The 19,749-nt window shown below is 64.3% G+C and carries 17 protein-coding genes and 1 pseudogene; 6 read left to right on the forward strand and 12 right to left on the reverse strand.

Going from position 1 to position 19,749, the window contains the following annotated elements:
* Positions 1–5: 5 nt before the first annotated feature.
* From C8J36_RS14585 to C8J36_RS14595, 3 genes are read right to left on the reverse strand one after another with little or no spacing between them, the layout of a single operon-like run.
* The gene (locus C8J36_RS14585) at positions 6–719 is read right to left on the reverse strand and encodes a copper homeostasis protein CutC (RefSeq protein ID WP_132535881.1); all 714 of its coding nucleotides are present in this window, start codon (positions 717–719) and stop codon (positions 6–8) included.
* Positions 716–1,627 carry an ROK family protein gene (locus C8J36_RS14590; RefSeq protein ID WP_132535883.1) on the reverse strand — a complete coding sequence of 304 codons (912 nt, stop codon included), beginning with the start codon at positions 1,625–1,627 and terminating at the stop codon, positions 716–718. Before C8J36_RS14590 ends, C8J36_RS14585 begins: the two co-directional genes overlap by 4 nt.
* A complete protein-coding gene (locus C8J36_RS14595; RefSeq protein WP_132535885.1) occupies positions 1,624–2,988 on the reverse strand; it encodes an amidase in 1,365 nt (454 codons plus the stop codon). Before C8J36_RS14595 ends, C8J36_RS14590 begins: the two co-directional genes overlap by 4 nt.
* A 198-nt stretch (positions 2,989–3,186) precedes the next feature.
* Between C8J36_RS14595 and C8J36_RS14600 the strand changes: the two genes are divergently transcribed.
* From C8J36_RS14600 to C8J36_RS14610, 3 genes are all read left to right on the forward strand, one after another.
* Complete coding sequence (locus tag C8J36_RS14600) at positions 3,187–3,948, forward strand: sulfate transporter family protein (protein WP_132535887.1); 762 nt, start codon at positions 3,187–3,189, stop codon at positions 3,946–3,948.
* A 289-nt stretch (positions 3,949–4,237) separates the two neighbouring features.
* Positions 4,238–5,203 carry an HD-GYP domain-containing protein gene (locus C8J36_RS14605; RefSeq protein ID WP_132535889.1) on the forward strand — a complete coding sequence of 322 codons (966 nt, stop codon included), beginning with the start codon at positions 4,238–4,240 and terminating at the stop codon, positions 5,201–5,203.
* A gap of 94 nt (positions 5,204–5,297) precedes the next feature.
* Complete coding sequence (locus C8J36_RS14610) at positions 5,298–6,119, forward strand: bifunctional allantoicase/(S)-ureidoglycine aminohydrolase (RefSeq protein ID WP_132535891.1); 822 nt, start codon at positions 5,298–5,300, stop codon at positions 6,117–6,119.
* Between the two features lie 79 nt (positions 6,120–6,198).
* Here the strand turns inward: C8J36_RS14610 and C8J36_RS14615 are convergent, their stop codons facing one another.
* From C8J36_RS14615 to C8J36_RS14650, 8 genes are all read right to left on the reverse strand, one after another.
* On the reverse strand, positions 6,199–7,233 hold the full coding sequence (locus C8J36_RS14615; RefSeq protein WP_207897511.1) for an oligopeptide/dipeptide ABC transporter ATP-binding protein: 1,035 nt from the start codon (positions 7,231–7,233) through the stop codon (positions 6,199–6,201).
* A complete protein-coding gene (locus tag C8J36_RS14620) occupies positions 7,233–8,258 on the reverse strand; it encodes an ABC transporter ATP-binding protein (protein ID WP_132535895.1) in 1,026 nt (341 codons plus the stop codon). The genes C8J36_RS14615 and C8J36_RS14620 overlap by 1 nt, the downstream gene beginning before the upstream one ends.
* A gap of 4 nt (positions 8,259–8,262) precedes the next feature.
* A complete protein-coding gene (locus C8J36_RS14625; RefSeq protein WP_062595540.1) occupies positions 8,263–9,234 on the reverse strand; it encodes an ABC transporter permease in 972 nt (323 codons plus the stop codon).
* Positions 9,235–9,245: 11 nt separating this feature from the next.
* Positions 9,246–10,322, reverse strand: a complete 1,077-nt coding sequence (locus C8J36_RS14630; protein WP_132535897.1) for an ABC transporter permease — start codon at positions 10,320–10,322, stop codon at positions 9,246–9,248.
* A 115-nt stretch (positions 10,323–10,437) separates the two neighbouring features.
* A complete protein-coding gene (locus tag C8J36_RS14635; protein ID WP_245506567.1) occupies positions 10,438–12,135 on the reverse strand; it encodes an ABC transporter substrate-binding protein in 1,698 nt (565 codons plus the stop codon).
* A 64-nt stretch (positions 12,136–12,199) separates the two neighbouring features.
* Positions 12,200–13,093 (reverse strand): proline iminopeptidase-family hydrolase, encoded by an 894-nt coding sequence (locus C8J36_RS14640; RefSeq protein ID WP_132535899.1) that lies wholly within the window; start codon positions 13,091–13,093, stop codon positions 12,200–12,202.
* 21 nt (positions 13,094–13,114) lie between these two features.
* Complete coding sequence (locus C8J36_RS14645) at positions 13,115–13,705, reverse strand: ANTAR domain-containing protein (protein ID WP_132535901.1); 591 nt, start codon at positions 13,703–13,705, stop codon at positions 13,115–13,117.
* Positions 13,702–14,853: a transporter substrate-binding protein gene (locus C8J36_RS14650; protein ID WP_132535903.1), complete on the reverse strand. Its 1,152-nt coding sequence runs from the start codon at positions 14,851–14,853 to the stop codon at positions 13,702–13,704. Before C8J36_RS14650 ends, C8J36_RS14645 begins: the two co-directional genes overlap by 4 nt.
* A 379-nt stretch (positions 14,854–15,232) precedes the next feature.
* On the opposite strand from C8J36_RS14650, the gene nhaA reads away from it, so the two are divergent.
* The 3 genes from nhaA (at position 15,233) to C8J36_RS14665 (ending at position 18,655) form a co-directional block, all read left to right on the forward strand.
* Positions 15,233–16,450 carry a Na+/H+ antiporter NhaA gene (gene nhaA, locus C8J36_RS14655; protein WP_132535905.1) on the forward strand — a complete coding sequence of 406 codons (1,218 nt, stop codon included), beginning with the start codon at positions 15,233–15,235 and terminating at the stop codon, positions 16,448–16,450.
* Positions 16,451–16,676: 226 nt separating this feature from the next.
* Positions 16,677–17,342 (forward strand): ABC transporter ATP-binding protein, encoded by a 666-nt coding sequence (locus C8J36_RS14660; RefSeq protein ID WP_132535907.1) that lies wholly within the window; start codon positions 16,677–16,679, stop codon positions 17,340–17,342.
* A gap of 110 nt (positions 17,343–17,452) precedes the next feature.
* The gene (locus C8J36_RS14665) at positions 17,453–18,655 is read left to right on the forward strand and encodes an RkpR, polysaccharide export protein (protein WP_165915055.1); all 1,203 of its coding nucleotides are present in this window, start codon (positions 17,453–17,455) and stop codon (positions 18,653–18,655) included.
* Positions 18,656–18,817: 162 nt separating this feature from the next.
* On the opposite strand, the pseudogene C8J36_RS24945 reads toward C8J36_RS14665, so the two are convergent.
* Positions 18,818–19,749, reverse strand: a pseudogene (locus C8J36_RS24945) (hypothetical protein); the annotation flags it as partial.

The raw sequence follows: 19,749 nt of genomic DNA on the forward strand, positions 1-19,749 counted from the left end.
TTCGGTCAGAGCGCGGCCTTCAGTGCCCGCACGACAGCGGCATCGGTCCGCCGCGCGGCCTCAGGCGCAAAGCCGAGGTCCACGAGGCGGCGATCGGCTGTGGGAACCGAGACCGAGCAGGAGGCGTGAACCTCGCGGACGCCGGTGGCGAGCACAGGCCCGACGGTCGAGAGCGTGACGCCGGAGCCCGGCATGATCGACAGGCGCCCATCTGCCCTGCGGACAAGATCCGCAATGGCCGCGATGCCGTTTGCGGCCGTCGTTTCGCCGCCCGAGGTGAGAATGCGCTCGAAGCCGAGATCGATCGCCGTCTCCAGCGCGGCCGCCTGATCCGGCACGAGATCGAAGGCGCGGTGGAGGGTGCGTCCCAACCCATTCGCGCGCTGCAGGAGACGGGCGAGCCCGGCGGCATCGAGGGTGCGGTCGCCAAGACTTGCGCCAAGGACCACGCCGGCCAGACCGGCCTGCCGTGCGGCATCGATCTCCGCTTCCATCATGGCGATCTCGGTCTCGTCAAAGACGAAATCGCCGGCACGCGGACGGATCATCGCATAGACCGGCACGGACATGCGGCCGGCGAGCTGCATCAGACCGGCCGACGGCGTCAGGCCGCCGAGCGCCAAAGCGGAGCAGAGCTCGATCCGGTCGGCGCCACCGTCCACCGCGGCCACGAGACCCGAGGCGTCATCGACGCAGACTTCGAGCAGAACGGGGCTCATCGGTCATCTCCCGTGAGTGCGAGCAGGGCAGCACCGATCAGGCCGGGTTCGATCCGGCATTCTCCCGGCACGACCAGCGGACGATCGAACTTGCGCAGAATGCGGGTGCGGACGGTCCGGTCGATCGCCTCGATCAGCGATGTGACGCCCGACAGGCCGCCGCCGACGGGCACGATGGTCGCACCGGTGATGTTGATCGCGAGCGCCAAAGGCGAGGAAACAAGATCGACCAGAACCTCGATGGTGCGGGCGGCGTCCGGATCGCCGGCCTGCCAGCGCGCGGTGATGTCGTGGCTCGGCAGCGTCTCCTTGTGGAGCACCTGGTGAAGCCGCTCCATGCCGCGCGCGGCACCGATCGTGTCGACGCAGCCGCTCTGACCGCAGCCGCAGGCAAAGGCGGGAATGGCGACCGGCGGGTTTCCGGCCGTGGCGGCGACGGCCGGGCCATGGCCCCATTCGCCGGCAAAGCCGCCATGGCCGTTGATCAGCCGTCCATTGGCGACAAGACCCCCGCCGACGCCCGTGCCGAGAATGACGCCGAAGACGATGCGGTGTCCGCGTCCGGCACCGAGCCCGGCTTCGGCGAGCGCGAAGCAATCCGCATCATTGGCGATCAGGACCGGCATCTGAAGTCGATTGCCCAGATCGCGGGCCAGAGGTCGCTGGTCGAGGCAGGGAATATTCGCGACCGTGATGGCCTGCGTCTCCGGATCGACCACGCCGGCAATCGACAGGGCGATGCGCTCCGGCCGGATGCCGGCCTCGGCGAAGGCATCCTCCAGCGCGGCGACGAAGGCATCGAAATCGTGCAGCGGCGTCGGCCGGCGCGTCAGCGGACGAATGTCGGCCGGCGAGGTGGCGACGGCCCCCTTGATGGCGGAACCGCCGATGTCGAAACAGACGATCATGCCTCACCCCTTATGATATGTTCGGCCGCGAGCGCGGCCGACAGAAGGCGGCGGTCCTCGCCCTGCGGCGCCGAGAGGAGAAAACCGGCCGGCATTCCGGCCTCGCCCGTTCCGCAGGGGATGGAGATGCCGCAGCCATCGAGGAAGTTGCCGACCAGCGTGTTGCGCAGCGTCCGGAAATTCGTCTCCACGAACAGCGCGTCGTCTGCCAGGAGCGGCGCGATCGGCGGGGCGACATGGGGCAGCGTCGGGTGGGCGAGCAGGTCGCGCGGGCCGAGCATGCCGGAAAAGGCGGCGATCATCCTTCGGCGAGCGGCGGTCAGGGCGATGTAGTCGGCCATGGCCGTCTTCTCGCCCATGCGCGAGCGGACCACGACGCGTGGGTCCATCCTTTCCGCATCCGTCCCGGCGAGCCGCTCGCGATGAAGCGCGAAGGCTTCGGCGGTCACGAGAGCGCCATGACGGGCAAAGAGCTCGAAGACCTCGGTAAAGAGCGGCACCGCCCGATGCTCGATACGGGCCCCGGCAGCGGCAAGACGCGCGAGCGCTGCCTCGAAAGCCGCGACGACGCCGGGCTCCGCGCCATCGAACATCACGGTCTGCGGCACGACGAGCGTCAGTCCATCCACCTCGCCGCGGCCGGCCTCTGGCACGCTCACGCCGCGCAGGGCGGCATCGACCCAGACGGCATCCTGCACCGTCCGACAGAGAGGCCCGAGCGAATCAAGGCTTGCGGCCAAGGGAAAGACGCCGTCCATGGCGTAACGGCCGCGCGTTGCCTTATAGCCAACGATGCCGTTGAGGGCTGCGGGAATGCGGATGGAGCCACCCGTGTCGGTGCCGATCGCGACCGGCACGAGGCCGGATGCCACGGCCACGGCCGAGCCGGAGGAAGAGCCGCCGGGAATGCGCGGAACGTCGGTGGAGGCCGCATTGGCGGGCGTGCCGTAATGCGGGTTGATGCCGAGGCCGGAAAAGGCGAATTCGCTCATATTGGTCCGCCCGACGGCCACCATGCCGGCAGCGGCGAGTGCGGCGACGACGGCCGCGTCCTTCGTCGCCGGCCCGTCGTCGAGCACGACCGAGCCTGCCCGGGTGACGGCACCTTCCGTGTCGAACAGGTCCTTCCAGGCGACGGGGATGCCATCGAGAAGACCGCGCGAACGGCCGGCTCCCAAGCGCAGACGCGCGGCCTCGGCCTCCCGCAACGCACGTGGCCCGAGAACCTCTGTGAAGATCGCCGGGTCGGCCGCGGCGATCCGGTCGAGCACCGCTTCCGTCAGCGCGACCGGGTCGAGCGCACCGTTCTGGAGGAGCACGGCAAGGCTGGCGACGGAGAGATCCGTCCGGATATCGTTCATGGGGTGCTCCGACGAGGTTGCTTCTCTCTCCTACTGCATTCTCACGAAAACCAAAATCGGCCGTGGTGATTTCTGCGGGGCTGCGCGCGGGGGAGCGCCGGGAAGAGCATGGTATCGACAGGCTTCTTGCGAGGACGGCCAAGGCGCTCTACATCACCTGTTGCGCTGCAGCATGCGCGTCGATCCTGGAGCCGCCGGATGATCTTTCACGCCGCCCGACTGTCATTGGCCAATCTCTTCGCACCGGAAACGCGCGCCGCGTTCTGGAAGACGCTGGGCCTGACGATCCTTGCACTCGTGCTGCTCTGGCTCGGTCTTCGCGAAAGCTTCGTCTATTTCGTCGCCCCGCTCGTCACCGAGATGCTGCCGGGCACGCCGGAATGGGCCGGCTGGTTCACCTTCATCCTCATCATCTTCGCCAGCATCGGGCTGGCGCTCGTGCTGGCCCTGCTGCTCGCGCCGGTCACGGCGCTGATCGCCGGGCTATTCCTCGATGACGTCGCGGAGGTGATCGAGACCCGGGATTATCCGAACGAGCCCGCCGGCCGGTCCCTGCCGATCGGCGAGGCGATCCGCGGCACTCTGAAATTTCTCAGCGTCGTGATCGTCGGCAATCTGATCGCGCTCTTTCTGCTGCTGGTGCCGGGCATCAACCTCGTCGCCTTCTTTCTCGTCAACGGCTACCTGCTCGGGCGGGAATTCTTCGAGTTTGCCGCGATGCGGTTCCGACCGCCCGAAGAAGCCCGCGCTTTCCGCTCCAAGCACCGCACGACGATCTTCCTCGCGGGGCTGCTTCTCGCCGCCTTTCTCGCTGTTCCGATCGTCAACCTGCTCACCCCGCTCTTTGCGGCCGGGCTCATGGTGCATCTGCACAAGGCGCTCTCGGCGCGCGATCCCGAATTCGGCTATCCCCGCATCCGCCCCTCGGTACGCCCGCCTCTGCAAAGCACGTCTCTCTAAGCCAGCCCGGCTGGGACATGGTGCAATCTATAGGGATGGATGGCATCCGAAGATCAACCCAAAGGGGTGTCTTCCAACTCGTCTGTCTTTATTTGCTCGTTTTGTCTTACGACAACAAAAAACAGAATAGAACGTCGCGTTCCATTCTCGACTTAGTAATGTCTTAAAAATCTTAGCGTATAAGATCGTTTGGTCCCCGAAACACGCGGGCGGACAGACAGCGTTCGCTTCCTTGCTGATGCGCTGTCGTGGAGGCGCGTGTGCAGGGAGGCGGTGAGGAAAAAGCGGCATGGTGAAACGTATCGAGAGGCACGAGGCTCGGATCGGCATGTTCATCGAGTCGCTCGAGGGATCCTGGCAGGACAACCCGATCGGCCAGCGCCGCTTCCTTCTGACATCGGATACCCATGTCGATCTCATCAAGAACAGCCGGATCACCGGCATCTACATCAACCTTGCCAAGGGTGTCGATGTCGATGGCTCCAGCCGTGGCCTTGCCAGTGTGCCCTCGCCGAGCCCTTCCCCACGAAAGCGGTCGCTTGCGGAGGAGCGCAAGGCCACCGCCAAGATCGTTCAGGCCTCGGTCAAGCGACTCGAAGGTGCCTTCGATCGGAGCCGAAGCGGCGAGCCGATCGATATCGAGAGCGTGTCCGAGATCGTCGGCGACATCTCGACCCAGATCGGCGACAGCCCGGCCATCCTGCTCGACATCACCCGCCTGAAATCGAAGGACAAGGTGACCTTCGTGCATTCCGTCGCCGTGTCGGCGCTGCTCGTGCATTTCGCGCGGCATCTGCAATTCGAGGAGCCGCTCGTGCGGGTGCTCGGTTTTGCAGGCCTCGTGCATGATATCGGCAAGCTGGCGATTCCCACCGAGATTCTCAACAAAACCGCCGCCCTCACTGCGGAGGAACGCGATGTCATCATGCAGCACCCGGCCGTCGGACACGATATCCTCAAGCGGCAGGGCAACCTGCCGGGCGTCGTGCTCGACATCTGTCGCCATCATCACGAGCGCATGAACGGCAAGGGATATCCGGACGGCATCCCCGCGGCCGATCTTTCGATCTATGTCCGGATGAGCACGATCTGCGACGTCTACGAGGCCGTGACTTCGGTTCGGCCCTACAAGAAGCCTTGGTCGTCCGCCATGGCCCTCTCCTGGATGCTGCAGCATGGCGATCATTTCGATCTTCAGCTGCTCTGGAAGTTCATCCTCAGCCTGGACTCGGAACTGACCCGCGGCGTGGCCTGAAAACCGGCCGAGGCCGGTGAAGAAAATCCTCACATTCCCCATCCGACCGCTTTAAGGTGTCCCTGTCACAATCAGGACGGATACCCTCAAGCCGATGAAGAATACGCGTCTCTTTTCCAACATGGGTGGCCTGCCGGGCCAGAGCGAACTCCTCTCCAGCAAGGCGGTGTTTACCACGGCCTATGCGGTCATTCCCGGCAGCGTCATGCGCGACATCGTCACAAGCGTGCTGCCGCACTGGACGGGAACACGCGCCTGGATCCTCTCGCGCCCGCTGACCGGCTTTTCCGAGACCTTTTCGCAATACATCATGGAGGTCGCACCGGGCGGGGGCAGCGAAAGACCCGAGCCGGATGCGCGCGCCTCCGCCGCCATCTTCGTGGTGGACGGGAATATGGTCATCACCTTCGAAGGCGAGGAGAAGGCCCTTCGGACCGGCTCCTTTGCCTATCTGCCCGCCGGACGGGCCTGGACGCTGAAAAACACGGGCGACGTGCCGGCGAAATTCCACTGGGTGCGCAAGGCCTTCGAGGTGGTCGACGGGCTCGAAGCGCCGCCTGCCGTCTTTACCCATGAAGACGACTGCGAGATCAGCGCCATGCCGGATACCGACGGTCGCTGGGCGACGACACGGTTCCTCGATCCGAACGACGTGCGCTACGACATGCATCTGAACATCGTCACCTTCGAGCCGGGCGCGGTCATTCCTTTCCTCGAAACGCATGTGATGGAACACGGGCTCTACGTGCTGGAGGGCCGGGCGGTCTACCGACTGAACGAGGACTGGGTGGAGGTGGAGGCAGGCGATTATATGTGGCTGCGCGCCTTCTGCCCGCAGGCCTGCTATGCCGGCGGCCCCGGGCGCTTCCGCTACCTGCTGTACAAGGATGTCAACCGGCACACCAAGCTCTGGTAGCGGCCAGCGGCCACCCCATCTGCCGGGCGCCCGTCTGCCTGGCGAACGACATTCACGCCCATCGCCTCGATGTCATGGGCTACCCCAGGGGAAAGTGGCAGGCGACCTGGCGCTCGGCGGAGATCGCCGAAAGCGCTGGGCGAACCTGGCGGCAGATGTCCTGCGCCTGCGGACAGCGGGTCGAGAACTTGCAGCCGGCCGGCGGGTCTAGGGGGCTCGGAATTTCGCCGGAAAGCAGGATGCGGTCGCGGCGGCCGCGATTGTGCGGCTGCGGAATCGCCGACAGCAGGGCCTGTGTGTAGGGGTGGCTCGGACGCGCGTAGAGCGCATCGGTCTCCCCGGTCTCGACGATGGAGCCGAGATACATGACGGCCACGCGGCTCGAGACCTGCCGGACGACGGCGAGATCATGCGCGATGAAGACGTAGGTGAGGTCGAGCCTTTCACGCAGATCGCTGAAGAGGTTGACGATCTGCGCCTGCACCGAGACGTCGAGCGCGGAGACAGGCTCGTCGGCCACGATCAGCTTCGGCTCCACTGCCAGCGCACGGGCGATGCCGATGCGCTGGCGCTGGCCGCCCGAGAACTCGTGCGGGTAGCGATCGAGATATTCCCGGCGCAGGCCGACGAGGTCCATGAGTTCGCCGAGGCGATCCTCGATGCCGGCACCTTCGCGGATGCGGTGAACCTTCAGCACTTCGGCCAGCACGTCGCGCACCCGGCGGCGCGGGTTGAGCGAGGCGGACGGGTCCTGGAAGATCATCTGGACCTTGCGGCGCACCGGTTTCAGCGCGCGTGCATCCGCCTTGGTGATATCGGTGCCCTCGAAGCTCAGCGTGCCGCCATTGATATCGTAAAGGCGCGTCAGGCAGCGGCCGAGCGTGGATTTTCCGCTGCCGGATTCGCCGACGAGACCGAGCGTTTCCGCCGGAAAGACATCGAGGCTGATATTGTCGACCGCGTGCAGCGTGCGCCCCGAGCCGGGCTTCATTGTCCGCCCGACGGTGAAGGTCTTGACGAGCGACCGGGCCGACATCAGCGGAGCCGGGGACGAAGGGGAAAGCCCGGAAGCTTCCGGCGCTGCGGATACCGGGTTCGAACGGTCGGACGGCATCATGCGAACTCCTCCGCAGACAGGACGGTGCGGCGGAGTGCGGCGCGCTCCGACTCCTCCAGAATGCACAGAGCGGCCTGCGTGCCGATCTTGCGCAGCGGCGGCCGCTCCAGACAGGCGGATCGCGCAAAGGCGCAACGCGGCGCGAAACCACACCCCTCGCCGATCCTGTCGGGTGTCGGCGGCATGCCGGGAATGGATTTCAGCCGGGCGAGACGCGGGCCGGTCAGGGGCGGGATGGAGCCCATCAAGCCCCAGCTATAGGGATGGAGCGGGCTTGCGAACATCGCTTCCGTTTCGCCGCGCTCGACGATACGGCCCGCATACATCACGGCAACGCGGTCGGCGACCTCGGAGACGACGCCCATGTCATGCGTGATCAGGATGATGGCGGAGCCGAAATCCTTGCGCAGACGCAGCAGCAGATCGAGCACCTGCGCCTGTACGGTCACATCGAGCGCCGTGGTCGGCTCGTCCGCTACGAGGAGGGCGGGATTGCAGGAAAGCGCCATGGCGATGACGGCGCGCTGGCGCATGCCGCCGGAAAGCTGATGGGGATAGCGGTCCACCGCTTCCTGCGGATTGGAGAGACCGACCTCGCCCAGAAGCTCGACGGCGCGTTTTCTGGCGGCGCGGGCGGAGATCTTTTCATGGGCGCGGATCTGCTCGGCGATCTGCCAGCCGATCGTGTAGACGGGATTGAGCGCCGTCATGGGGTCCTGCGAGATCAGGCCGATTTCCCGGCCGCGGATGCTGCGCAGCTCGCCGGGGCTGAGATCGAGGATTCCGCGGCCGCGGAAGGAGACCATGCCCTCGACGCGCGTCGTCTTGCGATCGTGGAGGCCGAGCAGCGAGAGCAGCGTCACGGACTTGCCGGAGCCGGATTCGCCGACGATCGAAAGGATTTCGCCCTCGCGTACGGAGAAGGAGACATCGCGGACCGCCCTGACCATTCCCCGGTCGGTGGCGAAGGAGACCGTGAGGCCGTTGACGTCGAGGAGGATGGGTTTTTCCGCAGAGGTCATGGCTTCAGCTTTCCCGCACGCGCGGATCGATGAGGACGTAGACGACATCGACCAGTGCGTTGGCCACCACCACGAAGAACGAAGCATACATGACGGTGCCGAGGACCATGGGCAGGTCGAGGTTGAGCAGCGCCTGATAGGTCAGCCGTCCGACGCCGTTCAGCCCGAACACGACCTCTGTGAGCAGCGCCGAGCCGCCGACGAGCACGCCGAAATCGAGACCGAACATCGTGACGAAGGGGATGAGCGAGGTGCGCAGCGCGTGGCGGACCATCACGCGCGCAGGGCTGAGGCCCTTGGCGCGGGCGGTGCGGATGAAGTCCTCCTGATAGGCCTCCACCAGATTGGCGCGCAGAACCCGGCCGTAGATGCCGATATAGAGAGCAGCCAGCGTGAACCAGGGGATGATCAGCGTCTTGAACCAGCCCCAGGGGTCGGTGAGCAGCGGCTTGTAGCCGAGCGAGGGAACCCAGGAGAAGAAGATCGTGTCGTGAAAGCGGCTCTGGGTGATGAGGTTCATGACCTCGCCCAGCCAGTAGACCGGCATCGACACGCCGATCAGGGCCAGCACCATCAGCCCGCGATCGAGCAGCGTATCGCGCGCGAGCGCCGCCACCACGCCGACGAGAATGCCGCCGATGACCCAGAGCACGGCGGCACCGGCCACCAGCGACAGGGTGACGGGCGCGGCCTGGGCGACGGCCGGCACGATGCGCAGGCCGCGGTTGACGAAAGAGGTCAGGTCCTGCGTGACGAACAGCCGGTTCATCATGATGACGTACTGGACGGGCAGCGGCCGGTCGAAGCCGAAATCCTTGCGGATCGCCTCCACCGTCTCGGGCGAGGCATTGCGTCCGGCCAGCCGTGCTGCCGGATCGGATCCCGGCGTGGCGAAGAAGATGAGGAAGACGAGCGCGGAAATGCCGACCATGACGAAGAGCATCTGACCGAGGCGCTGGAGAACGGCAAAGACCATCGGCGTTCTCCTCAGACCAGTTTCGTGCGCGGATCGAGCGCATCGCGGATGCTGTCGCCGAGCACGTTCAGCGACAGGACGGTCAGCGCGATGGCGATGCCCGGCGCAAGCGCCACCGCGGGGCGGGTGTAGAGCAATGTCTGCCCGTCCTGGATGATCGTACCCCAGCTCGCATCCGGTGCCTGCACGCCGATCGACAGGAAGGAGAGCGAGGATTCCGTGATGATGTTCAGCGCCATCATCAGCGGTACGAAGACGATCAGCATGGTGGAGACGTTGGGCAGGATGTCGTTGACGAGGATGCGCCAGGCGGGAATGCCAAGGCCGGTGGCCGCCAGCACGAACTCGCTCCGCTTCAGCGCCATCACCCGGCCGCGCACGGGCCGCGCGACATAGGGCACATAGATGATGCCGATGATGACGATGGGCAGCAGGAGGCTGTCGCCGGTGATCTCGATCGGCCCGATGACGATGCCGTGCGACAGGAGCACGATGGAAAGCGAGATGGCGAGAAGATAGACCGGAAACGCCCAGAGGATGTCGAGGATGCGTGAGAGGATCTGGTCGGTGACGCCGCCGAAGAAGCCGGCGGTGATGCCGATGATCGCGGCCAGCACGAGACAGATGACGGTCGCGGACGTCGCGATCAGCAGCGAATTCCGCCCGCCATAGAGAAGGCGGGCGGCAACGTCGCGTCCCTGCGTATCCGCACCGAGAAAATATTGCGCGCCATAGGTCGGGCCGATCGGCGTGACGCCGAGACCGAGCCCCTCCGTCGAGGCCTGCATGACCTTGACCCGCTTGCCATCGACCGTGATGCGCGCCGACAGGTTGGAGCGGAACGGGTCGCTGGCGGCGACATAGCCGGCATAGAGCGGGGCCGACAGGCTGGAGAGGACGATGAGGACGAGCACGATGGCGGCGAGGATCGTCGGCTTGTCGCGCCGCATCAGCAGCCAGGCCCGACGCCAGGGGCCCGCACCCGCCCGCCGGCCGGTGTCTTCCTCCAGACCAAGGGACGGCAGACCAAGGGGCGGCACTTCGGGAACGAAGGCCTCTGTGGACGCGATGTCGGACGGAATGCTCATGTCATTTCCTGCAGGCGTCTGGCGGTCGAGAGCCGCGCGGTCTTGGCGGGAACGTTCGGCGGCGCCGAGCCTTCATGGGCCTGCGCCGCCGGATTGTCGTTACATCACCGGAGGGTTACTTCACCCACGACTGGGAGATGAACCAGCGGTTCTGCTTGTTGAACACGTAGTTCCCGAGGCGGGCAGAGGTGAAGTTGACGCTTTTCGGCGTGAGGAGCGGGGCGAGCGGCGCCTGCTCCATGAAGCCCTTGTCGATCTCGGCCCAGATGGCATTGGCGGCATCCTGATCGGTCAGCGCCGTGGTCATCGCCTGCTTCATCTTGGCGTCCAGCTCCTTGTTGCAGTAGCCGGCAATGTTGATGGAGGCGTCGGAGCCCTTGTTGAACGAACTGCAGGACAGGAGCACGTTCAGGAAGTTCGAGGCCGCAGGATAGTCCTGGTACCACTGGCTGACGCTGATCTGGACGTTGTTGTTGGTGTTCTGGATATAGGTGAACTGGATATTGGGCGAGATCGCCTTCATCGAGGCGTCGTAGCCAAGCTCGGTGAGGACGCTGGCGATATAGGTGCCGATGCCGCGGGCGACCGCATTGTCCTCGGCGATGACGGTGACCTTCTGGCCCTTGGTGCCGCTTTCGTCCACCAGCGCCTGCGCCTTCTCCATGTCCGGTTCGGACCAGGTTTCGCCGGGCGACTTCGTATAGAGACAGCTGTCGACATGGCCGGGGAAGTCCGGCGGCAGGATCTGGCAGACCGGCTGCCCGAGCACGTCGCCGCCGAAGAGGCCGACGAGCGCATCGCGATCCAGTGCATAGTTGACCGCCTGGCGCACCTTCACATTGTCGAAAGGCGCAAGGTTGGTGTTCATCGGCGCGTACCAGAAGGCCGCCAGCGGATCGATATGCACCTGGCTGGCATATTTCGCGCCGATTTCCGGCAGACGGTCGGAGGGCGGCGTGTCGAACATCCAGTCGATCTGGCCGTTGATAATGGCGTTGATCGCCGCTTCCTCGGTCAGGCCGAACTTGTAGACGACCTCGTCGGGATAGCCGTCCGGCTGCGCATCGACGCTCCATTCCTTGAAGGACGGGTTGCGCTTCAGCACCATTTCCGAATTCGGATCGTAGCTCGCGATCATATAGGCGCCGGTGCCCGGGATCGGCGTGGTGCCGGCGTCCGTCAGCGGCGCATCGGCCGGCACGATTGAGGCGTGGGGTACGGCGAGCTTCGAGAAGATTTCGGCGTCCGGCGCGACGAGGTTGATCGTCACCGTGCCCGCCGCGTCGTCGCCGGTCACGCCGCCTTCGAGCGTGCAGGATGCGGCATCCGCGATGCATTTGTCGGCGCCGACGATGCCGTTGTAGAAGCTGCCCGTGGTTGGTCCCTTGATCTTGAAGATGCGCTGGAACGAGGCGACGACATCGGACGGCGTAACCTCCTTGCCGTTCGAGAACTTGATGCCCTTGCGGATCTTGAAGACGTAGGTCTTGCCGTCATTGGTCGGCTTCGGCACCTCCTCGGCGATCGAGGGTACGATCTCGAAGCCATCGCTGCCGCCCGCCTGCTTGAACTTGACCAGACCGTCATAGGTCATCTGGAAGACCTGCCAGAACTGGGCCGTGTAGTTGATCATCGGATCGACCGTGCCGGCAGCCGAGACGGCGGCGAGCGTGATCGTCCCGCCGCGATGCTCGCTCATGAGGGCCGCGCGATCCTGCGCCAGGGCGACACCGCCCAGCGCCGTCTGGGCGAGGAGGCAGGTCGCGAGCATCGCGCCTGCGTGTCGGGTAAGCTGTTTCAGATGCATGGTCATGATCGTCGTTCCCTTGTTATTATGGCTTTGGCGTTATCCTGCGTGTCGATGGTCCTGCCGGGTCTTAAGATGCCTTTTCCGCGAGAAAGGCGCCCACGACGGCCATCGTTTCCTGCCGCTCCTCGACATGCGGCATGTGGCTGGACTGTTCGAAGATGGTCCAGCGCACGTCGGGGATCTCGTCGGCATAGGGCTGAACGCAGGCTTCCGTCGCCTCGTCAAAGCGGCCGGAAATCAGGAGCGTCGGGACGGCGATGGTGGACAGCCGGCCGACGATCGACCAGTCCTTCATGGTGCCGATGACGTAGAATTCGTTGGGGCCGTTCATCGTGTGGTAGACGGTTGGATCCGCCGCGATCGCATCGAAGGTGCGTTGGACCTCCGGCGGCATCGGCACGACGCGGCAGACATGGCGCTGATTGAAGACGTCGGTCGCCGCCATGTACGCGGCACTGTCGGTCGTTTCCGCCTGCTCATGCTCCAGCAGCGTCGCCTGCACGTCCTCCGGCAGCTCTCGGCGCAGGCGGTTGGCCTCCGAAATCCAGGTGTGCATGGAGGCCGGCGAATTGGCGATGATCAGCGCCTTCAGGCCTTCCGGCCGGTCGACGGCGAATTCCGCGCCGAGCATGCCGCCCCAGGACTGGCCGAGCAGGCAATAGGCCTGGCGGATGCCGAGATGGTCGATGAGGTTGTGAAGCTCCGCCTTGAAGAAGGGAACGGTCCAGAAGTCGCCGCCTTTTTCCGGAAGATGGGTCGACTGCCCGTTGCCCACCTGGTCGTAATGGATGACGGCACGGCCGGTGGCGGCGATGTCCTTGAAGCTATCGACATAATCATGCGTGCAGCCCGGGCCGCCATGCGCGACGATGAGAGGCGGCTTCGGCGAGGACAGGTCGCCGGTGACCCGATACCAGGTATGATACTCGCCATAGGGCGCAAAGCCTTCGATGATCTCCATTTTATCCCTCTCCTCTATTTTTCAGGCACCGCTGCGGGTGCGTTTGTCGTTGCGGCAGATGGCCTCGGCCGCGTCTTCGATGGTCATGCCCCAATCCATGGCGACGGAGCGCAGCCGCTTCCAGGCCGCCGCTTCGCCGCCGCCTTCGTTCTGGAGCAGGTGCAAAATGGCACGCACGACGATCGGTCGCTGGCGCAGCCGGTCTTCCAGCACGCGGATATCGTCGGCCTGGGCGCGAACCTGCTGATAGGCATGGGCCGCGATGAGCAGAGCGCTGTAGGCACCGGTCGAGCCGATGGGTTTCAGCAGATGGGCGTTGGAGCCCTGGTCCAGCGCCCATTCGATCCGTCCTGGCGCTTCCGAGCCGATCAGCGCGATGATGGGCATGGGGGCAAACCCCCGCGGCCAGGGAAACTGCCCGTCATGCCCCATGTCGGCATCGAAGAAGACGACGTCGGCGGACGCCTGCGCCTCGTCGAGATGCGGCCAGGAGACCGTCACCCGGATCTGCAGAAGTTCGAGCTGGCGTCGCAGCGCATCCACCAGAGGATGCTCCCGGTGCAGGATCACGGCATGCCATTGCGCGAGGGGCGGCCGGGTGCGACGCGTCATTTGACCACCTTCAAGGCAGCGGGGACGACGGGCGGATCGGCCCTGATCCCGACGCGCACGAGAAAGGGGTCGGCGACGATGGCATCCTCGGCGCTCTCAACCAGCGCGAAGCCGCCCGTCTCATCGGACAGGCCCAGGTGCGGCCGCAGCGCGGCGTGATGAGTCTTCCGATCGATGCGGATCGGCCCGGCCGGCGTGTCGAAACTTCGGGCCGTGACGACCTTGCGGATCGCATCCGGCGCGTCCGTGCCGGCGTCCGAGATGGCGCGCGTCAGGATCGACATCGCCATGTAGGCCGAAAAGAAAGGCGTGGTGATGCGCCGGCCGGAACCGTGGCGCTCCGCCATGCGCGCTTTGAACGCCCGGTTTTCCGGCGTTTCCAGCCGATCGAAATAGATCGACGTGGACAGATGACCACGACGGGCGGAGGGTGCGAGGCCTTCGAGATCGCTTTCCGACATGTTGCAGGCGATGATCGGCGGCGCGTCCGTCGCATTCTCGCGATCGTCGCCATAGGCGGCGATGAAGGCGGCGGCAGACTGGCCGACGAGATTGCTCAGGATGAAATCCGGCTTCTTCTGGCGGATCTCGGTGATCAGGTGATCGACCTCGATCGAGCCGAGCGGCACGTAGCGGTCCGAGACGACCTGCCCTCCGGAGGCTTCCATGCGCTCGCGGGCGATGCGGCTGATTTCCCAGCCCCAGATATAGTTGGAGCCGACGATGAAGGCGCGCCGCCCGAAGCGCGGCAGGACATGATCGAACAAGGGCAGCAGATGCTGGTTCGGACAGGCGCCGAGATAGATGGCGCTGTCGCTTGCCTCGAAGCCTTCATAGGGAAAGGCATACCAGAGAAGCGCGCCGTGCCGTTCGGCAACGGGCAGAACATCCTTGCGGCTCCAGGAGGTGATCGTGCCGATGATGTGGCGACATTTGCGCTCGCGGATCGCGGCTTCCGCAAGGATGGCATAGTCTTCGGCGCGACCGCAGGGATCGTCGATCGTGGCGACGATCGAAAAGCGCGACGCCGGATCGGTATTGACCTCGGCAATCGCCGCCATGGCCCCGTCCACCGCATCCCGGCCGAGAGCCGCATAGGGGCCGGTGGTCGAATAGAGGATGGAAACGGGAATGGCGGTGCGGCTCATCGATGCTGCGCCCTTCTCTGTCCGTCATGCCCGCCACTGTGCTTCACGACCGTCCATCCCCTTGTCGGCTTCCAAGCCATGATGACGGGTAACGTCACGTCGACAAACAAAAAAAGCCCCGAGTCGCTCAACGCGATCTTCGGGGCTCGATTGCCGTCGGCGTCTTCCGCCATCTGTTGACCTGAGGTTACGCCGAGGGCGGATTGCAGTCAATCCCGACCGCTGCTTGTTTTTTGATCATCGAACCTGACGCAGCCCGAAAAGACTGGTTCTCCGCCGGGGCGGCCGGTATAAGAGGTGCGGGCGTGTGCTGCGTGCGCCCTCGGCTTCCCGAAAACCTACGGAGATTGTGTCCAACCTTTTTCGAGGTGCCAAAGCCATGACCAAACACCACGCTTCCCCTCTCTCCAAAGGCCGCATCCAATCGACCGTCCGCGCGTTTCTCGACAATGAAACATCGAGCGGCCTGCTGTTGATGGGCGTCGCGCTGCTCGCCATTCTCACGGCGAACTCGCCCTTCGCGGAAGCCTATTTCGGCGCGCTGCATATCTATGTCGGCCCGTTGAGCCTGCAGCACTGGATCAACGATCTGCTGATGGCAGCGTTCTTTCTGGTTGTCGGCCTCGAGATCAAGCGCGAACTTCTCGACGGGCAGCTCTCCACCTGGAGCCGGCGCATTCTTCCGGGTGCCGCCGCTGCGGGCGGCATGGCGGTCCCGGCACTGATCTACATCGCCTTCAACTATCAGGATCCGGTCGCGGTGCATGGCTGGGCCGTTCCGTCCGCAACCGATATCGCCTTTGCGCTCGGTGTCCTCTCGCTGCTGGGGCCGCGCGTGCCGGCATCGCTGAAGATTTTTCTCGCTGCCCTCGCGATCATCGACGATCTCGGCGCCGTGGTCATCATCGCCCTGTTCTACACGTCGGACATGAACCTGATGGCGCTCGGCGGGGCGGCCGTGGTCATCGGCGCACTGGTGGCCCTCAACCGAGCCGGCGTGCAGCGTCTGTTGCCCTATCTGGTCCTGGGCGCGGCACTCTGGGTTCTCGTGTTCGCCTCCGGCGTCCATGCGACACTTGCCGGCGTCATTCTCGCGCTGACGATCCCGATCCGCCGCACGCCGGGTACGCCGGAAGCCACGCCCGACACCTCGCCCCTGCACCGGCTGGAGCATGCCCTCCACAAGCCCGTCGCCTTCATCATCGTGCCGATCTTCGGTTTTGCGAATGCCGGCGTGTCCTTTGCCCATATCACCCTCCCCGCCCTGGTCGAGCCCGTCACGCTCGGCGTCGCCATGGGTCTCGTGCTCGGAAAGTGCATCGGGGTGTTCGGAACCGTCTTCCTGCTGGTGAAGATGAACCTCGCGGACCTGCCGGCCAAGGCGAGCTGGGGTCAGACCCTCGGCGTTTCCCTGGTCTGCGGCATCGGCTTCACCATGAGCCTCTTCATCGGTCTCCTCGCCTTTTCCGATCCCGAAATGCAGGATCGTGTCAAAGTGGGCATCCTCATCGGCTCGCTGATCGCCGGCCTGCTCGGCTACACGATCCTGCGCGTCACCAACCGACGCGCAACGACGGCAGCCGTCCAGAGCGCCTGATTGCGGCGAACGTCGGTGCAGGCTTTCCGGTAAGGACGCCTGCACCTTGATTTTGCCGAGATTTAACCGCTATATCGACTCTGAAGCCGGGTGACATAAGCGACGGTGTCGGAAGGGCTCGCTCGTTGATTGACAAAAACGCACAGGACAGAGACGAGGCGGCGCGCGCTGCACACGCGCTGAACCGTTGCAGCAGTGCGTCGATGCGGCAGTTTCCGGGACGCCGATGATCCAGCTCGAACGCGCAACCAAATTCGCCAAAGCCAAGGGCGTTACCAAAACAATCCTGAACGATGTCAGTTTCACGATCCCGCGCGGCAGGAGTCTTGCGCTGTTGGGGCGAAACGGCGCGGGTAAATCCACCCTGCTGCAGATCATCGCCGGGACCCTGCATCTCGATAAGGGGACGGTTCGGCGGGACGCGAAGGTGTCCTGGCCACTCGGCTTTGCCGGCAGCTTTCAGGGAAGTCTGAGCGGCGAGCAGAATGTCCGGTTCGTCGCCCGGATCTACGGCGTCGATACGGAAAGCCTTGTCGAATATGTGCGGGACTTTGCCGAACTGGGTGAGTTCTTCAGAGCTCCCGTGCAGACATATTCATCCGGGATGAAAGCCCGTCTGGCTTTCGGGATTAGCATGGGCGTGAAATTCGATTACTATCTCGTCGATGAGGTTACTGCCGTCGGCGACACCAATTTCAAGCGAAAGTCGCACCAGGTCTTTAAAGAGCGTTTAAAGGGTTCGGATGTCATCATGGTGTCTCACAGCACCTCGACCCTGAAGGATTATTGCCACTCCGGCGTGGTTCTGGAAGATGGCAAGCTGATCTATTTTGAAAATCTGGCTGACGCGGTTCGCGTGCACGAGGAAAACATGGCGAGGTCCTATCGGTGATTACGGCAAAGGCAAGCGATGCTTCCGCGACCGCTGCGGCAAATTCTTCCGCGCAGGCCAAGCCACGGCACCTGATGCTGCTGAAGGGTCTGCTCGAAATGAGGCCTCCGGTGGTCGAACGACCGGCGGTCGAGGTCGAGCCGGAAGCGCCGGAAGGCGACACCGTTCTCAGCCGGCCCAATGCCCGGCTGAAACTTCGCCATATGGTGATCATCGCCACATTCTTCTGCGCCGTGCTCATCCCGACGATCATCGCCGGCGCCTACATGATGTTCGTCGCTGCCGACCAGTATCACAGCACGACCGCGTTCTCGGTCCGCAGTCTGGAGTCCTCGCAGCCCGCGGACCTGATGGGTATCTTCACCCAGGCTTCGGGCGGCAGCACCGTGAGCGATTCCTATATGCTCCTCGACTACATCCTGGGACCCGAAATGGTGCAGGCGGCCGACGAGGCGTTCGATCTGGACAAGGTCTTCGCCCCGCGCGGGCTCGATTTTTTCTATGGTCTGGATCATGACCTGACGATCGAGGAAAAAATTCAGTATTGGAAGCGTATGGTTTCCGTCAATTTCGACCAGTCTTCCGGCGTCTTGAACCTCAGCGTCAAGGCGTTCGATCCGTCGTCGTCTCAGGCGCTGTCGCGCTTCATCGTTACCCAGAGCGAAAACCTGGTGAACAGCGTTTCCGACGCCGCCAAATCCGAGGTTCTGCGCGATGCCGAGAATGCGGTTATGAAGACGGAAACCCGTCTTGGAAATGCGCAAATCGAGGTCCGGAAATTCCGAAACGTCATGCAGGAAGCCGATCCGACGGAAGGTGCCAAGCTGGCCGCGCAGATCGTCGCGACGCTCGAACAGCAACTTTCGGTCGCCAAGACCGAACTCAGCGTCGCACGGTCGCAGATGTCGGAAGACTCCCCACGCGTGAAAGTTCTGAATTCTCAGATCGCCAGCATCGAGCAGCAGCTGCTGCAGGAGCGTGACCGCTTCGGCGACGGGCATTCGGGCAAGAAGGGCCGCGTGTATGCGGACGACGCGACGGATGTTGCCGGCCGGCTCGACCACTACGAGAAGCTCGAAACCGAACGCGGCTTTTCCGAGAAAGCCTACACGGCAGCTCTCGCAGGTCTCGAAAAGGCAAAGATCGAAGCGTCATCGCGCGATCGATACATGGCCGTCGTGATCAAGCCGACATTGCCGCAACTCGCCCTCTATCCGAGCCGCCTGCTCAACACGCTGCTCGTCTTCGCCATCGGACTGATGATGTGGGGCGTTGGCGTCATGGTGTTCTACAACATCCGGGATCGGAACTAGGCCGGACCGGTATCGTCGCAGCGAGGGCTTTGCGAGGGCGAACCGGATGACGTGTTCATTCGGTCCACGCATCTCCCGATGCGATTGCAATCGAATTGGGCGATTTCGTCGTGGGGAGTCCTGATTTTTCGCGCGCGGTGTTACGGGATTTCCCCTCGGCTCTCATGTCGGCAATCGCTTGACGTACTGCATTGCGATCGTAAGCGTTCGCCGCCGGAACGCCTCCGCCTTTCTGTGCTTGCAGAAGCGCTGGAGCCCGGGTGATGTCGCCCATCCGGCTCGCCGTGACGATGAACCGCAGCAAGCGACCCATTGCCTCGGCGAGTGTGGATCCTGGGGCCGGTCAGATGGCCTCAGAAACGCTCCAGCGCCCGATCCTTGGCCCCCGTTTCTGGTGCTGCCTGCTGTCAGGCAGAAGAATCGCCCGATCATCGCGCGATACCGGTTGTCGCGATCGGGCGTTTGCGAGACGTTCTTTCCGGTTGCCCGGTTGATGGCGGCGGAGATCTGGCGGGCGGGTATTCCGGCCTTGCGCGCCAGGCGGTCGAGGTTGAGATCGACGTCGCGATAGACGCGCTTTGTCTGCATCAGGCGTTCGATGGCGTCCATCGTCCCGGCCTCTTCGGCCGTTGCCGCCTCGGGGGCCGGCCCCTCGGAAGCCGGCGCTTCAAACGCCGGAACGTCGGGAGCGGACGGCATGACCGGGACCCGTTCCGGCGGCGCGCCGGTCGATGCGGCGGCGATCGCCAGGATCACGAGCAGGCAGAGATTGGCGATTGCGATCACCGGCCGGACATAGGCACCTTGCGCCCAGGCAAGATCCAGAACGACGAACAGATCGACGGCTGCCGAGAGAAGAAGGCAAAGTGCTGAGAACAGACTGGCGCGATAGGCCGGCGCCGCGCCCTCGAACGGCGCCAATCGCAAGGCATCCGTGCCGGGCCGCATGAGACGGAGAATGGCAAGGGCATAGCCGACGAAGATCGCGATCAGAGCCAGATCGATCGCCTCCCGCTCGAGAACGAGGAGCAGCACGATCGTCAGGGTGGGAAGCCCATGAACTCCATATCGCCACCACCCCCACGGCCTCTTCC

It is taken from the genome of Rhizobium sp. PP-F2F-G48, from assembly GCF_004342335.1.
GTDB lineage: Bacteria > Pseudomonadota > Alphaproteobacteria > Rhizobiales > Rhizobiaceae > Ferranicluibacter.